At 73.9% G+C, this 14,498-nt stretch carries 13 protein-coding genes and 2 pseudogenes; 7 read left to right on the top strand and 8 right to left on the bottom strand.

Going from position 1 to position 14,498, the window contains the following annotated elements:
• Positions 1-25 precede the first annotated feature (25 nt).
• A complete protein-coding gene (locus KME75_RS06905; RefSeq protein ID WP_219413694.1) occupies positions 26-409 on the top strand; it encodes an AhpC/TSA family protein in 384 nt (127 codons plus the stop codon).
• On the opposite strand, the gene KME75_RS42755 is transcribed toward KME75_RS06905, so the two are convergent.
• The 5 genes from KME75_RS42755 to KME75_RS45695 are packed head-to-tail and all read right to left on the bottom strand — an operon-like array spanning position 406 to position 3,080.
• Entirely contained in the window at positions 406-1,686 is a 1,281-nt protein-coding gene (locus tag KME75_RS42755) for a glycoside hydrolase family 15 protein (protein ID WP_308282618.1), read from the bottom strand. The genes KME75_RS06905 and KME75_RS42755 overlap by 4 nt on opposite strands.
• A 41-nt stretch (positions 1,687-1,727) precedes the next feature.
• A complete protein-coding gene (locus KME75_RS42750; protein WP_246631628.1) occupies positions 1,728-2,186 on the bottom strand; it encodes a trehalase-like domain-containing protein in 459 nt (152 codons plus the stop codon).
• Positions 2,187-2,233: 47 nt separating this feature from the next.
• Positions 2,234-2,500: an anti-sigma factor family protein gene (locus tag KME75_RS06895; protein WP_219413693.1), complete on the bottom strand. Its 267-nt coding sequence runs from the start codon at positions 2,498-2,500 to the stop codon at positions 2,234-2,236.
• A gap of 8 nt (positions 2,501-2,508) precedes the next feature.
• Positions 2,509-2,853 carry a sigma-70 family RNA polymerase sigma factor gene (locus tag KME75_RS42745; protein ID WP_246631636.1) on the bottom strand — a complete coding sequence of 115 codons (345 nt, stop codon included), beginning with the start codon at positions 2,851-2,853 and terminating at the stop codon, positions 2,509-2,511.
• A 5-nt stretch (positions 2,854-2,858) separates the two neighbouring features.
• A complete protein-coding gene (locus tag KME75_RS45695) occupies positions 2,859-3,080 on the bottom strand; it encodes a sigma factor (RefSeq protein ID WP_308282617.1) in 222 nt (73 codons plus the stop codon).
• 162 nt (positions 3,081-3,242) lie between these two features.
• Between KME75_RS45695 and KME75_RS06885 the strand changes: the two genes are divergently transcribed.
• From KME75_RS06885 to KME75_RS06875, 3 genes are read left to right on the top strand one after another with little or no spacing between them, the layout of a single operon-like run.
• Entirely contained in the window at positions 3,243-3,677 is a 435-nt protein-coding gene (locus tag KME75_RS06885; protein WP_246631627.1) for a hypothetical protein, read from the top strand.
• Positions 3,674-3,931, top strand: a complete 258-nt coding sequence (locus KME75_RS06880; RefSeq protein WP_219413691.1) for a hypothetical protein — start codon at positions 3,674-3,676, stop codon at positions 3,929-3,931. The genes KME75_RS06885 and KME75_RS06880 overlap by 4 nt, the downstream gene beginning before the upstream one ends.
• A gap of 36 nt (positions 3,932-3,967) precedes the next feature.
• On the top strand, positions 3,968-4,666 hold the full coding sequence (locus KME75_RS06875) for a Crp/Fnr family transcriptional regulator (protein ID WP_219413690.1): 699 nt from the start codon (positions 3,968-3,970) through the stop codon (positions 4,664-4,666).
• A 10-nt stretch (positions 4,667-4,676) separates the two neighbouring features.
• On the opposite strand, the gene KME75_RS06870 is transcribed toward KME75_RS06875, so the two are convergent.
• Complete coding sequence (locus KME75_RS06870; RefSeq protein ID WP_219413689.1) at positions 4,677-5,222, bottom strand: carboxymuconolactone decarboxylase family protein; 546 nt, start codon at positions 5,220-5,222, stop codon at positions 4,677-4,679.
• 176 nt (positions 5,223-5,398) lie between these two features.
• On the opposite strand from KME75_RS06870, the gene KME75_RS06865 reads away from it, so the two are divergent.
• A complete protein-coding gene (locus tag KME75_RS06865) occupies positions 5,399-6,214 on the top strand; it encodes an alpha/beta fold hydrolase (RefSeq protein ID WP_219413688.1) in 816 nt (271 codons plus the stop codon).
• A gap of 4 nt (positions 6,215-6,218) precedes the next feature.
• On the opposite strand, the gene KME75_RS06860 is transcribed toward KME75_RS06865, so the two are convergent.
• Complete coding sequence (locus KME75_RS06860; protein WP_219413687.1) at positions 6,219-7,601, bottom strand: FAD-dependent oxidoreductase; 1,383 nt, start codon at positions 7,599-7,601, stop codon at positions 6,219-6,221.
• A 29-nt stretch (positions 7,602-7,630) separates the two neighbouring features.
• On the opposite strand from KME75_RS06860, the gene KME75_RS06855 reads away from it, so the two are divergent.
• Positions 7,631-9,424: an amidohydrolase gene (locus KME75_RS06855; RefSeq protein ID WP_246631626.1), complete on the top strand. Its 1,794-nt coding sequence runs from the start codon at positions 7,631-7,633 to the stop codon at positions 9,422-9,424.
• Between the two features lie 235 nt (positions 9,425-9,659).
• Positions 9,660-13,197: pseudogene (metH, locus tag KME75_RS06850) on the top strand (methionine synthase).
• A gap of 103 nt (positions 13,198-13,300) precedes the next feature.
• Here metH and KME75_RS06845 read toward each other — a convergent pair.
• Positions 13,301-14,029: pseudogene (locus KME75_RS06845) on the bottom strand (enoyl-CoA hydratase/isomerase family protein); the annotation flags it as partial.
• Positions 14,030-14,498: the final 469 nt, after the last annotated feature.

The following is a 14,498-nucleotide window of genomic DNA, read 5'->3' as shown; positions in this document are numbered from 1 at the left end:
GCCCTGCCAGCAGCACCTGGTCCAGGTGCAGCAGCAGCTCGACGGGGCGGTCCCGCTGGTCACCGTCGGGTTCAGTCCGCCGGCGGCCCTCGACGCGCTCGCCGACCACCTGGGGCTCACCGGCACGGTGCTGTCGGATCCGGACCGCGACCTGTACCGGCTGCTGGGGCTGGGGCGCGCACCCGTCTGGCAGGTGTACTCGCCGGGCACCCTCCTGCACTACGCGCGCGCCGTCGCGCGGGGCAGGCGGCTGCAGAAGCCCGTGGAGGACACCCGGCAGCTGGGGGGCGACGCGCTCGTCGTCGACGGGGTGGTCCGCCGGATCTGGCGTCCGCGGACCCCAGACGACCGCGCCGACCCCAGGGTGATCGCGGCCGGCGCCCGTGCCATCGGCGGAGGCGCGGCCTAGCCTGGCCGATCGGCTGCCTGCGCGATCGCCCAGGCCGCGTTGATCAGCCCGATGTGCGAGAGCGCCTGTGGGAAGTTGCCGATCAAGGTGTGGTCGCCCAGGTCGATCTCCTCCGACAGCAGCCCGACGTCGTTGGCGTACCCGGTGACGCGTTCGAAGATCTCGGTGGCGCGGTCGACCTGCCCGGCGAGGGCCCGGCACGCGGCCAGCCAGTACGAGCAGATGACGAACGCGCCCTCGTCACTCGCGCCGGTCCAGCGCTGCACCAGGCCGTCCCGGGACAGGTCCCGCTCGATCGTGTCCACCGTGGCCAGGACGCGGTCGTCGTCGCCCGGGAGGAATCCGACGATGGGCATGAGCAGCACCGCCGCGTCGAGGTGATCGGACCCGAACGCCCCGGTGAACGCCCCGACGTCGCCGTTCCAACCGCGGTCCAGGATCGCTTTGCGGATCTCCTCCCGTGCCGTCTCCCACCGCGCGACGTCGGCCCCGGCACCCAGCCGGTCGGCGAGCCGCACGGCGCGGTCGAGGGCGACCCAGCACATCAGCTTCGACGTCAGGTAGTCGCGTTCGCCTTCGCGGCCCTCCCAGATCCCGGCGTCGGGCTCCCGCCAGCTCGCCGCGGCGCGATCGGCGAGCGCACGCAGGAAAGCGGCGGTGGCCGGGGGCGGATCACCCAGCTGGTCCCGCAGCACCCAGGCGCATTCGAGCACCTCACCGAGCACGTCGAGCTGCTTCTGCCGCCAGGCGTCGTTGCCGACCCGCACCGGCCTGCTGCAGGCGTGACCGTTGAGGTGCTCGAGCCGGTGTTCGGTCAGGTCGCGCTCCCCGCCGGCGCCGAGGATGACGGGCACGGGCCCGTCGCCGAGGGGACCGGCGGAGGCGGTCATCCAGTCGAAGAACTGCTGGGCCTCGTCGGGGCAGGCCGCCACCCACAGCGCCTTGAGCGTGAAGCTGCCGTCGCGCAGCCAGCCGAACCGGTAGTCCCAGTTCGCGTCGCCCCCCACCACCTCCGGCAGCGAGGTGGTGGGAGCGGCGATCACCGCGCCGGTCGGCTGGTAGGTCAGCGCCTGCAGCACCAGGCCGCTGCGGATCACCTGCTCCCGGTACGGCCCCTCGTAGGTGCGGTGCATCCGAGCCCACGACCGCCACCCCTCGGTCGTGTCCCGCAGCGCGGCGCGCGCGTCCAGCGGAGGGCCGACCGGATCGACGGCCCGCCGGTGGCGCAGGGCGAACACGGCGTCGTCCCCAGCACGCAGGGTGAACCGCGCGACCACGCCGGCTCCTTCGGGCGTCACGGGCCGGTCGCCGGTGAGCGTCAGCCGGTCGGCGCCACGGCGAGCTCGACCCCGCTCGCCGTGGGCGTGACCTGCGGGGTGATCAAGCCGTACTCCGGGCGCGCGGCGAGCTCGAGCTCAACGTCGACGTCGCCGTGCACGGCCTCGACCTGCCGCAGCAGCACGTGGGGTGACGCCTGGCCGATCCCGTGTCCCCGCTCACCCGGGCCGAACGCGAGCGCGTCGGTGAGCCACAGCACGCCGCTCCCGGTCGTGAACTCCGTCCGCACAACCATCGTCTCGGGAAGGTAGTGGCGACGCACCGACGACGGCCCGGACGGCCGGATCGACCAGTGCCCCGCGCCCGGGTCGAGCAGCCGGGCGAACACGCTCGGCGCGTCGAACCGGGCCGGGCACCACCAGTCCACGGAGCCCTCGCGCGACACCAGCGCGGCACTTTGACAGTCCCCGAGCAGCGCGTGGTCGGCGATGGACGTCATCTGAGCCCTGTACCCCGGTTCCTGCCGACCACCCCGTCCGTTCCGGCTCACTCCGGATCGGTGACACCCCCGGACCGGGCGAGCGACCGGTTGAACGCGCGGAGGCGGTGCAGCGCGAGTTCGTCGACGTCCTGGGTCCCGCTGCGCAGGGCCTGCTTGATCGCCCGATAGGTCTGCGCGTGCAGGCCGCAGCGGCGGCACTCCTCGAGGTGCTCGGCGACGCGGGCCGCCGTGAGCTCGTCGGCCTCGCCGTCGAGGTAGCGCTGCAACACGCGGGACGTCCGGAAGCAGCGGGCCATCTCGGACAGCGACATGAGGGTCATCATCGGCTCCGGCGGGGGACGAGCCCGGTTGCCACCAGGCGGGTGCGGATGCGGGCGCGGGCGCGATGCAGGCGGCTCATCACGGTGCCGCGGGGGATGCCGAGGGCCTGGGCCGCCTCGGCATAGGTGAGGCCGTCGACGTCGACGAGCTGGACCACGACGCGGTGCGCGGTGGGCAGTACGGCCAGTGCCTCGGCGACCACGGCCTCGAACTGCGCATCGACCACGACCTCCTCGGCGCTGTCCGCGGCGCCGCTTCGCTCGAGCAGCCCGGCGGCCTCCTCGTCGGCGTGCAGCAGGCTCGGCAGCCGGGTGCGCGCCCGGTTGCGGTGGGTGTTGCGCAGGATGGTCAGCAGCCACGCGCGCGGGGGTGAGCACCGTCGAAGCGGTCGACGGCTCGGTAGGCGCGGACGAGGGTGTCCTGCACGAGGTCCTCGGCGTCGGCCCGTTGTCCCGCGAGGGTGAGCGCCACGCGGTAGAGGACGGCGACCTCCGGTTCCACGTAGCGGGCGAACGCCGCCGTGCGGGCCCGCCTCGCGTCGTCCGGTGCCGGGGCCGGTTGGTCGGTCACGTCGTCGGAACCCGCGGCGGCGCCGGGGCGATTCCCTCCCGGCCGCACCACGACCGGACGGTCGCCGTTGTGTAACCCACGTCACCGACAGCCGCCGACGCACTCGCCATGCTCGCCGGAGCCGGCGCGCAACCGGCGGGCCGGCGGCCTTCGGAGGCGACGATGGCGACGAACATGCGGGCGGATGCAGGACTCGTGTCGCGGGCGGCGAACGGGGTGGTGGCCGGGATCGCCGGTGGGATCGTGTTCGGGATCCTGATGGCGATGATGGGGATGCTGCCGATGGTGGCGATGCTCGTCGGATCCTCCAGTGCCGTGGTGGGCGCGGTGATGCACCTGGTGATCTCGGCCGCGTTCGGGCTGGTGTTCGCTGTGGCCGTGCCGGCCACCGGCACCGGCGCGCTGTTGGGCGCAGGCGCGATCTACGGGGTTCTGCTGTGGGTGGTCGGTCCATTGCTGATCATGCCGGCGTGGCTGGGCATGCCACTGTTCATGATCAACGGAATGACGCTGATGAGCCTGCTGGGACACGTGCTCTACGGGCTGGTCGCCGCCGGTGTCCTGGCGGCGCTGCGGCGGCGGACCGTGCGGGCGTGACGGCCCGCGCTCCGCTGCGGGTGATCGTGGCGGCGGGGTGCGCCGGCTGCCGCTACGCGCGCGACCTCGTCGACGCGGTCCGGCGGCTGCGTCCCCGGCAACCGGTCGAGGTGATCGACCTCGCCGATCGCACGGCCCACGTCCCGCCCGGCGTGATCGGCACACCCACGTTCATGCTCGGGGAGCGGATCGTCTCGCTCGGCAATCCTGCATTGGACGATCTGCTCGCCACACTGGACCGAACACACGCATGAGCGGCGCGCGTGGGCGGCGAGCGAACGGGGTGCCCGATGGACGACGACCACTACTGTCTGGCGGAGGTGGCACTGTTCCGCGACCTGTCCCGACGGGAGATGTCCGCGATGGCGGCCGCGGCCCCGATGCGGACCGTTTCAGCGGGACAGGTGGTCTACGACCCCGGGCGCCCGGTGAGCGTGCTGTTCATCGTCAAGACCGGCCGGTTCCGGCTGTACCGGGTACTGGCCGACGGGCGCACCGTCACCACGGCCGTGCCCGGTCCCGGTGCGGTGTTCGGTGAGATGGACCTGCTGGGCATGCGCATGGGCGGAACGTGGGCGGAGGCGCTGGAGGCGGGCGACCTATGCCTGATGAGCCGCGCCGACGTCCGGGGCATGCTGCTGAGCGATCCGCGGATCGCCACCCGGATCGCCGAGCAGCTCGGCGCCCGGATCGCCGAGCTGGAGCAGCGGCTGACCGATGTGGTGGGCAAGTCCGTCGTCGAGCGCACGGCGCACACGCTGTGCGCATTGACGGGAGAGGCCGCGGCCGGCCACGAACCGGAACCGGTGCGGCTCACCCACGGGCAGCTGGCCGGGCTGGTCGGAGCAACCCGCGAGCGCACCACGACGGCGCTCGGCGAGCTCGCCGACCGCGGGCTGGTGTCGTTGCACCGCGGCAAGGTCCGCATCCGGGACCGGAACCGCCTCGCGGCGGTGGCCGACGGGGCCGACCGCCGGGCGACGGGGTGACCGCTAGAGGTCAGGACACGGCCGGGGCGCGCGGCACGTCCAGGTCGGTGCGCACGTAGTGGTTGAAGTAGTTCGTGAACAGGTTCACGGCCAGGTGGGCGAACGCCTCCGTCAGCTCGGCCTCGCTCCAGCCGGCGTCCACGGCCTGCTTCCAGGTGCGGTCCTCGACCTCCCCGGTCCGGCCTGCGGCCTCCCGGACGACGTCGAGCAGGGCATCGAGCTTGTCGTCGCCGGCGGCCCGCCCGCCGCGGATGGCGACCATCTGCTCCTCGCCCAGTCCGGCGGCCTTGCCTCCGAGCGTGTGGGCGGCCTGGCAGTAGTCGCAGTGGTCCACCGCGCCGACGGTCAGGGCGATCGCCTCGCGGGTCGCGGCGTCGAAGCTCCCGTGCGTCGCGATGGCGTCCTGCATGCCGGTGTAGGCGGCGAGCACGACGGGGGAGTGCGCCATCTCGGCGTGGATGTTGAGCAGCTTGCCCATCTTCTTCTGCAACTTCTCGAGGGCCGGACGGGTCTGCTCGGGGGCGGTGTCCATGCTGTGGACGGGGATGCGGGGCACGTGGTCCTCCAACCGGTCGCTTCCGGACAACCCGGGGGTAACCCGTCGGGCCCGCGCCGGCCTTCACCGATCCCCGGTGACGTGCGTCACGCCACCCGGGGCGGCGGCACCGGCGGCGGCTCGCCGACGCATCAGCACCTCGTATCGGACGGGCCCGGTGCGGGTAGCCGGGCAGCATGATGGAGCGGGAACGAACGGTCGACGGCGAGCCGATCCGATGGCTCGAGCACGGCGCTGGGCCGCCGGTCGTGCTGGTGCACGGCATCCCGACCTCGCCGCGGCTGTGGCGCCACGTGGTCCCGCTGGTACGGGGGCGCTGTCTTGCACTGGAGATGCGCGGCTACGGGGCGGGCATCCCGGACGGGGAGGGGCGCGATCTCGGCCTCGCTGCGCAGGCGCAGCGACTGCTGCGGTGGCTGGACGCGCTCGAGATCGAGGCACCGGTCCTGGTCGGCCACGACCTCGGCGGCGGGGTGGCGCAGATCGCCGCGGTGCACGCGCCCGGCCGGTTCGCGGGGCTCGTGCTCACCAACGCGGTGTGCTACGACTCCTGGCCCATCCCGAGCGTCAAGGCGATGCAGCGCACCGCCCCCGTCCTGCGCCACCTGCCCGAGGTCGGGCTCTACCCGAGCTTCGTGCAACTGCTGCACCGTGGACACGACGACCGGAGGCGGGCGCTGGAGTCGATCGGCGTGCACTGGCAGCACTACGTCACCCACGGCGCGGCGCGCGGCCTGATGCGGCAGGTCCGCGCCCTCGACGTGCGGGACACCCTGGCGGTGGCCGACCGGCTGCCCACGCTCGGCCTGCCCGCGCGGGTGGTGTGGGGCGAGGCCGACCGGTTCCAGAAGGTCGGGTACGGCCGGCGCCTCGCCGCCGACCTGGGCACCGACCTGCGGCCCATCCGCGGCGGAAGGCACTTCACGCCCGAGGACCACCCGGGCGCGATCGCCGAGGCCGTGAACGAGCTGCTGCCGGCCGGCCCTCCGTGAGCCGTCACCTCGTCAGGTCGGCCTCCACGGCCTCGAACGCCTTGCGCGCCGCGATGAGCACCGGGTCCCACACCGGCGCGAAGGGTGGCGCGTAGGACAGGTCGAGCCCGAGGATCTCGTCGACGCCCATCTCGTTCCAGATCGTCGCGGCCAGCACGTCGATCCGCTTGGCCGCGCCCTCCCGGCCGACGATCTGCGCGCCGAGCAGCCGCCCGCTGCGCTTCTCGGCGAGGAGCTTGGTCCGGATGGGCCGGGCGCCCGGGAAGTAGCCCGCCCGCGTCGTGGAGTCCACCGACGCGGTGACGTAGCAGAAGCCGGCTTCCTCCGCCTCCGCCTCGGACAGCCCGGTGCGGGCCACCTCCAGGTCGCACACCTTGGTGACCGCCGTGCCGATGACGCCCGGGAAGGTCGCGTAGCCGCCGCCGAGGTTGATCCCGGCGACGCGGCCCTGCTTGTTGGCGTGGGTGCCGAGCGCCACGACCACGCGCCTGCCGGACAGGCGGTGCAGCGACTCGACGCAGTCACCCGCCGCCCACACACCCTCGACCTGCGTGCGCATCCGGTTGTCGACGGCGATGCCGCCGGACGGGCCGAGCGGGATCCCGGCGTCGCGGGCGAGTGCGACGTTCGGGCGCACGCCCAGGCCGAGCACGACGAGGTCGGCGGGCAGGGTGCGGCCGGCCTCCGTGTGCACCGCGACGGCCCGCCCGTCCGGGTCGGTCTCGATCCCGGCGACCGCCTCGGAGAGGACGAGCGAGACCCCGCGGCCGCGCACGGCGTCGGCGATGAACTCCCCGACGTCGGGGTCGAACGTGCCGACCGGGGTGGCCGCCTGGTCGACGACGGTGGCCTCGAGCCCGCGGACCACGCACGCCTCGGCGATCTCCAGGCCGATGTAGCCGCCCCCGATCACGACGACCCGGCGCACCCGGCCGCTCGTCAGCTCGGCCCGCAGCGCGGCGCCGTCGTCGAGGGTCTGCACGCCGTACACCCCGCCGGCGTCGATCCCGGGGACCGGCGGGCGCATCGGCACGCTGCCCGCCGCGTAGACCAGGTCGTCGAACGGCTCGTCGTACTCCCGGCCGCGTTCGAGGTCCCGCGCGCGCACCGTCCGGGCGGCCAGGTCGATCGCGACGACCTCGGTGCGGATGCGCACGTCGATCCCGTTCGCCCGGTGCTGGTCGGGGCTGCGCGAGACGAGGTCCTCCTCGTGCTCCACGGCGCCACTGATCCAGTAGGGGACACCGCAGGCCGAGTACGACGTGGCCCGGCCGCGTTCGAACGCCACCACGTCCAGGTCGTCCCGGCCGCGTTTCCTGCGGGCCTGGCTGGCCGCGCTCATCCCCGCCGCGTCGCCGCCGACCACCACGAGCCGCTTGCGTGACATGCCCCGAACCTGCCACCCACGAGCACCCCTTGCCGGACGGGGTGCGGGGCACCACCCTCGTCGTGGTGGTCACCGAGCCCCTGGACGAGCGCGCCACCTGGCGGCCCGGGCACGGCTCGCGACCGTTCCGACGAGACTGGAGTGCGATGACCGTGCAGGCCGACAACCCGGTGCAGCACCCGATCCGGATCTTCCGCGCTCAGCGGGTGATCACCATGGCCGGCCCGGACGCCACCGCGTTCGCCACCTGCGGTGAGCGGGTCGTGGCCACGGGCAGCGCCGAGGAGATGCGGGGCCGGTTCCCCGACGCGGAGACCGTCGATCTCGGTCACGGCAGGGGGCATGTCGTCGTCCCCGGCTTCCACGACGCCCACGCCCACCCGTCCTGGGGCGCCGAGGCGAAGCTGCACGTCGACCTCTCGCCGGAGCGGGTGGGCTCGCTGGCCGAGCTGACGGCGGCGCTCACCGACGCCGTCGCCGGCACGCCCCGCGGCCAGTGGGTGCGCGCCGGGCGCTACGACCAGATGCGCACCACCGGCGGGCAGAGCATCGACCGCGCCTTCCTGGACGGCATCTCGCGCGAGCACCCCATCCTCGTCGTGCACATCGCCGGGCACTGGGCCGTCACGAACTCCGCGGGCCTCGCCGCGGGCGGCCTCGACGACGACGCCGTCGCCCCGGCGGGCGGCGACCTCGGCCGGGACGGCGCGGGGCGGCTCAACGGGCTGCTCTACGAGCAGGCGCTGTTCGACTACGCCTACCCCGCGGTGGCGAAGCGACCGCCGATCCTGCCGGATCCGGACCCGGAGGACCTCCTCGACGGGCTCGACCGGTTCGCCGGTGAGCTGCACGCCGCGGGCATCACCTCGGTGTGCGACGCGCTGGTGAGCCCGCAGTGGCTGCGGCTCTACCAGGAGGCCGAGCGGCGTGGGCAGCTGCCGCTGCGGATCGGTGCGCTGGTCGGGCACCCGTTCCTCGACGGGCTCGCCGACGTGGGTGTCATGTCCGGGCTCGGTGGCGACCGGGTGCGGGTCGTGGGCGTCAAGGCGTTCGTCGACGGTGCCGTCGCCGGGCGCACCTGCCTCGTGGACGAGCCGTTCTGCGGCAGCGAGGACCACGGCATCCAGGTGGCCGACGTCGAGGCGCTCACCGACCTGGCCACCCGGGCGCACCGGGCGGGGATCCGGCTCGGGGTGCACGCCAACGGCGACCGGGCGATCGGTGTGCTGCTCGACGCCTTCGAGGCGGCGCAGAAGGAGGCGGCGCAGAAGGAGGTGCCCGCGACGACGGGACAGGCCGGGCCAAGGCACCGGATCGAGCACTGCTCGATCGTCACCCCCGAGATCCTCGCGCGGATGCGGGCCCTGGACCTGGTGGCGGTGCCGTTCAGCAGCTACGTCTGGTACCACGGCGACGCGCTGCTGGGGTGGTACGGGGCCGACCGGCTCGAGCGGATGTTCGCCCACCGCAGCTTCCTCGACGCCGGTATCGCCGTCGCCGGGTCCAGCGACTACCCCTGCGGGCCGTTCGAGCCGCTGCTGGGCGTGCAGAGCTGCGTCACCCGCACGTCGTCCAGTGGGGACGTACTCGGGCCGTCGCAGCGCATCTCGGTGCGCGAGGCCCTGGCGCTCTACACGGTCGGTGCGGCGGTCGCGACCGGTGAGGAAGGGACGAAGGGCCGCCTGGCGCCCGGCTACCTCGCCGACTTCGTCGTGCTCGGCGCCGACCCCGAGGTCGTCGCGCCCGAGGAGATCGGCCGGATCCCGGTCGTGTCCACGTGGGTCGGTGCCGAGCGGGTGTCGGGAGGCACGCCGGGGACATGACCTCGCGTCCGTCACCGCGCGCCGCCCTCCGATCACCTCGCTCGATCGCGCGGCTGTTCGGTAGGCTCGCGGCGCGGGTCGAGAGGCGCTGCGACGGACGGTGGTCCGCCACGCTCGGCCCGACGACACCGCAGCAAGGGCGCCTCCGATCACGGAGGGCGTGGTGGCTGTGTCGCAGGCGTTGCGGGAGCTGCTGGACCGGCGGATCGCGGTGCTCGACGGCGCCTGGGGCACGATGCTGCAGGGCGCCGGTCTCACCCCTGCCGACTACCGCGGCGAGCGCTTCGCCGAGCACCCGCACGATCCGACCGGCGACCCGGACCTGCTGAACCTGACCCGGCCCGACGTCGTGCTCGACGTCCATCGCCGGTACCTGGCCGCGGGCGCGGACATCACCACGACGAACACGTTCACGGCCACCGCGATCGGCCAGGCGGACTACGGGCTGCAGTCCGCGGTGCGGGAGATGAACCTGCGCGGCGCGCAGCTGGCCCGCCAGGCGGCCGACGAGGTGGGCGGCCGGTTCGTCGCCGGGTCGGTCGGGCCGCTGAACGTCACGCTCTCGCTGTCGCCGGACGTGAACGACCCGGCCCACCGCGCGGTCTCCTTCGACGAGGTCCGCGCCGCGTACGCCGAGCAGATCGCCGCGCTCGCCGAGGGCGGTGTCGACCTGCTGCTCATCGAGACGATCTTCGACACGCTCAACGCGAAGGCCGCGATCGCCGCCGCCCGCGAGGTAGCCCCGCAGCTGCCGCTGTGGATCTCGGTCACCATCGTCGATCTCAGCGGGCGCACCCTGTCGGGGCAGACGGTCGAGGCGTTCTGGAGCTCCGTCCGCCACGCCGAGCCGCTCGTCGTCGGCGTGAACTGTTCCCTCGGCGCGGCCGAGATGCGTCCCCACGTCGCCGAGCTGGCCCGCTTCGCCGACACGTTCGTCGCCTGCCACCCCAACGCGGGCCTGCCCAACGCGTTCGGCGGCTACGACCAGACGCCCGACGAGACCGCGCGGCTGCTGGGCGAGTTCGCCGGGGCCGGGATGGTCAACGTGGTGGGCGGGTGCTGCGGCACCACGCCCGACCACATCGCGCGGCTCGCGGCGGCGGTCTCGGGGCTGGCGCCGCGTCCGGTCGCCGCCGTGCCGGCGATGTCGCGGTTCAGCGGCCTCGAGCCGTTGAACCCCGGCGCTGACACCGGGTTCCTCATGGTCGGCGAGCGCACCAACGTCACCGGCTCGGCGCGGTTCCGGCGGCTGATCGAGGCGGGCGACCACCAGGCTGCGGTGGACGTGGCGCTGGAGCAGGTGCGCGGCGGTGCCAACCTGCTCGACGTCAACATGGACGCCGACCTGCTCGACGGCGAGCAGGAGATGACGACCTTCCTCAACCTGGTCGCGACCGAGCCCGAGGTCGCCCGGGTGCCCGTCATGATCGACAGCTCCCGGTGGTGCGTGCTCGAGGCCGGGCTGAAGTGCGTGCAGGGTAAGGGGATCGTCAACTCGATCAGCCTGAAGGAGGGCGAGCAGGTCTTCCTCGAGCAGGCCCGGCGGATCCGCGAGTTCGGCGCGGGCGTCGTCGTCATGGCGTTCGACGAGCAGGGGCAGGCCGACACCGCCGACCGCAAGGTGGCGATCTGCGCACGGGCGTACCGGCTGCTCACCCGCGAGGCCGGGTTCCCGCCCGAGGGACATCGTCTTCGACCCCAACGTGCTCGCCGTGGCCACCGGCATCGCCGAGCACAACGGTTACGCGAAGGCGTTCCTCGACGCGCTGCCGCTGATCCGCGAGGCCTGCCCGGGCGCGCACCTGTCCGGTGGGATCTCCAACCTGTCGTTCTCCTTCCGGGGCAACGACGTGGTGCGCGAGGCGATGCACTCGGCGTTCCTGTTCCACGCGGTGCGCGCGGGCCTGGACATGGGCATCGTGAACGCCGGCCAGCTGGCCGTGTACGAGGACATCCCGGCGGAGCTGCTGGAGCTCGTCGAGGACGTGCTGTTCGACCGCCGCGAGGACGCCACCGATCGGCTGGTCGCCTTCGCCGAGACGGTGACCGGGTCCGGGACGCAGCGGGTGGTGGACCTGTCGTGGCGCGACGCCCCGGTGGCACAGCGCCTCCAGCACGCCCTGGTGCACGGCATCGTCGACTTCGTCGAGGCCGACACCGAGGAGGCCCGCACGCAGGCCGCCCGGCCGCTCGACGTGATCGAAGGCCCGCTGATGGACGGGATGAAGGTGGTCGGCGACCTGTTCGGCGCCGGCAAGATGTTCCTGCCGCAGGTGGTGAAGAGCGCGCGGGTGATGAAGCGCTCCGTCGCCTACCTGGAGCCGTTCATGGAGGCGGAGAAGGAGCAGGCGCGGCGCGAGGGGCGCACCGACACCGGGCGCGGCCAGGGCAAGGTCGTGCTCGCCACCGTCAAGGGCGACGTGCACGACATCGGCAAGAACATCGTGGGCGTGGTCCTGGCCTGCAACAACTACGAGGTCGTCGACCTCGGGGTGATGGTGCCGGCGAACGTCGTCCTGGACACGGCGGTGGCCGAGGGCGCCGACGCCGTGGGGCTGTCCGGGCTGATCACGCCGTCGCTGGACGAGATGGTCGGTGTGGCGCAGGAGATGCAGCGCCGCGGGCTGAAGCTGCCGCTGCTGATCGGCGGGGCCACGACCTCGCGCCAGCACACCGCGGTCCGGATCGCCCCGGCCTACGACGCCGCCACCGTGCACGTGCTGGACGCCTCCCGCGTCACCGGGGTGGTGGCGGACCTCCTCGATCCGGAGCGCGCGGAGCGGCTCGACGCCGCCAACCGCGCCGAGCAGGAACGGCTGCGGGAGCAGCACGCCGGCCGCCAGCAGCGCCCGATGCTCACGCTCGCGCAGGCGCGCGCCAACCCGGAGCAGGTGTCGTTCGACGACCTGCCGGTGCCCGCCTTCACCGGCACCCGCACCGTCACCCCGGGCCTGGACGTGCTCCGCCCCATGATCGACTGGCAGTTCTTCTTCCTCGCCTGGGAGCTCAAGGGCAAGTTCCCGGCGATCCTCGACCAGCCGGTGGCGCGCGAGCTGTACGACGACGGCAACCGCCTGCTCGACGAGATCATCGCCCAGGGCTCGCTGCAGGCGCGCGGGGTGTACGGCTTCTGGCCCGCGCACGCCGACGGCGACGACATCGTCCTGGACCGTGTTCCCGACAGCGCCGGCGTCCGCCTGCCGATGCTGCGCCAGCAGACCGTGAAGCCGGAGGGCCGGGCCAACCGCTGCCTCGCCGACTACATCGCCCCCGCGGGCGACCACCTCGGCGGGTTCGGGGTGGCCGTCCACGGGGCCGACGAGCTCGCCGCCCGGTTCGAGGCCGAACACGACGACTACCGGGCGATCATGGTGAAGGCCCTGGCCGACCGCCTCGCCGAGGCGTTCGCCGAGCACATCCACCTGGAGGCGCGGCGGGCGTGGTTCGAGCCGGACGCCGAGCCCGTGATCGAGGACCTGCACGCCGAGCGGTTCCGCGGGATCCGGCCCGCGATGGGCTACCCGGCCAGCCCGGACCACAGCCTCAAGCGCGAGCTGTTCGCGCTGCTCGACGCCGAGCGCATCGGCATGGGCCTGACGGAGTCCTTCGCGATGACCCCGGCCGCGAGCGTGAGCGGCCTGATCTTCGCCCACCCCGGGTCCCGCTACTTCGCCGTCGGCCGCATCGGGCGGGACCAGGCGCGGGAGTACGCCGACCGCCGCGGCTGCGCACTGACGGAGATCGAGACCTGGCTGCGCCCCAACCTGGAGTGACCAGCTGCGCGAACGGCACTTTCGATCGATAGGTTTGCGCGAGAGTGCCGTTCGCGCTGGTTCACCGCGGGGCCCCGTCGCCGCGCCCGCCTGAGCGCCGCCGTCAGTGGCCCCGGAAGACCGGGGTGCGGCGTTCGAGGCTCGCGGCGACCCCTTCGGCGCTGTCCTCGGTGGCCCACAGCCGGGCCTGCTCCGCGAGCTCGTGCTCGAGCGCCGCGCGCACGCGGTCGGCGAGTCCGGCGCGCAGGGTCGCGCGGATCGAGGCGACAGCGAGCGGCGCCGCGGCCGCGATGGTGCGTGCCCAGGCGACGGCGACCTCGCACTGTGTACCGGGCTCGGCCAGGCGGTCGGCCAGCCCGATCCGGTGGGCCTCCTCGCCGCCGATGCGCCTGCCGGTGTAGAGCATGTCGGCGGCGGCCTGCTGGCCGACGATCTCGGGCAGGGTGACGCTGAGTCCGAAGCCCTGGTGGAAGCCGAGTAGGGCGAAGTTCGCGACGAACCGGCTGGCCGGGTCGGCGACCCGGAAGTCGGCCGCGCAGGCCAGGCCGAGCCCGCCGCCGACCGCGCTGCCCTGCACCGCGGCGATCATCGGGGTGCGGACCGTGAACAGCCGCGCCGCCGCACGGTAGAGCCGTTCTGCCGCCGTCGCACGGTCCTCGTCGAACCCGCCGCCCGCGCCGAGGTCGGCGCCCGCGCAGAAGTGCTTGCCCTCCGAGCAGAGCACGAGCGCGCGGCAGCCCGGGTCGTCGTCGAGCGCGGCCGCGGCGTCGGCGAGCCGGTCGACGAGGTCGGCGTCGACGTGGTTGGCCGGGGGCCGGCGCAGCTCCAGGACGCCGACGCCGTCGTCGACCGTGACGGCGAGCGGCGACCCGGCCGCCGGGGGTGCTCGAGGGTGCGGTCATGCCCCTGATCGTGCCGCGGCCCGCCGGTGCCTCAGATGCGCGGGTCGACCGGGCCGGGTGGCGGGTCCGGGATCGGCGGCGCCGGCTCCGGCCCGGGGGTCGGGAGCGGGTCCGGCGGAGGGATCGGCGGCGTCGGCTCGGGCCCGGGGGTCGGCGTCGGCGGGACCGGGGGCGGGTTCGGGCCGGGGCCGGGCAGCGGTGGCTCGGTGGCGGTGGGATGCGGTCGCATGCGGTGGGGGTACCCGCACACACTGTGACGCACCGCCGACCCGACGGCACACACCGTCCGTGCTCGGCACACATGGCCGGCGCTGTGTGCCGAAGACGGACGGTGTGTGCGGCCCGGACGCGCCGGCGTCAGCGGCCGCCCCGTCCGGAGGGGGAGGGAAGCCACGGTCC

This window comes from Pseudonocardia nigra (assembly GCF_019396355.1).
GTDB lineage: Bacteria > Actinomycetota > Actinomycetes > Mycobacteriales > Pseudonocardiaceae > Pseudonocardia > Pseudonocardia nigra.
This window is presented reverse-complemented; position numbering and strand designations above follow the sequence as displayed.

Excerpts from the sequence above, each read along its gene's own strand:
- KME75_RS42750 (WP_246631628.1), bottom strand. The coding sequence starts at position 2,186 with ATGACGTCCATCGCCGACCACGCGCTGCTCGGGGACTGTCAAAGTGCC.
- KME75_RS06895 (WP_219413693.1), bottom strand. The coding sequence starts at position 2,500 with ATGTCGCTGTCCGAGATGGCCCGCTGCTTCCGGACGTCCCGCGTGTTG.
- KME75_RS06885 (WP_246631627.1), top strand. The coding sequence starts at position 3,243 with ATGGCGACGAACATGCGGGCGGATGCAGGACTCGTGTCGCGGGCGGCG.
- KME75_RS06875 (WP_219413690.1), top strand. The coding sequence starts at position 3,968 with ATGGACGACGACCACTACTGTCTGGCGGAGGTGGCACTGTTCCGCGAC.
- KME75_RS06865 (WP_219413688.1), top strand. The coding sequence starts at position 5,399 with ATGATGGAGCGGGAACGAACGGTCGACGGCGAGCCGATCCGATGGCTC.
- KME75_RS06860 (WP_219413687.1), bottom strand. The coding sequence starts at position 7,601 with ATGTCACGCAAGCGGCTCGTGGTGGTCGGCGGCGACGCGGCGGGGATG.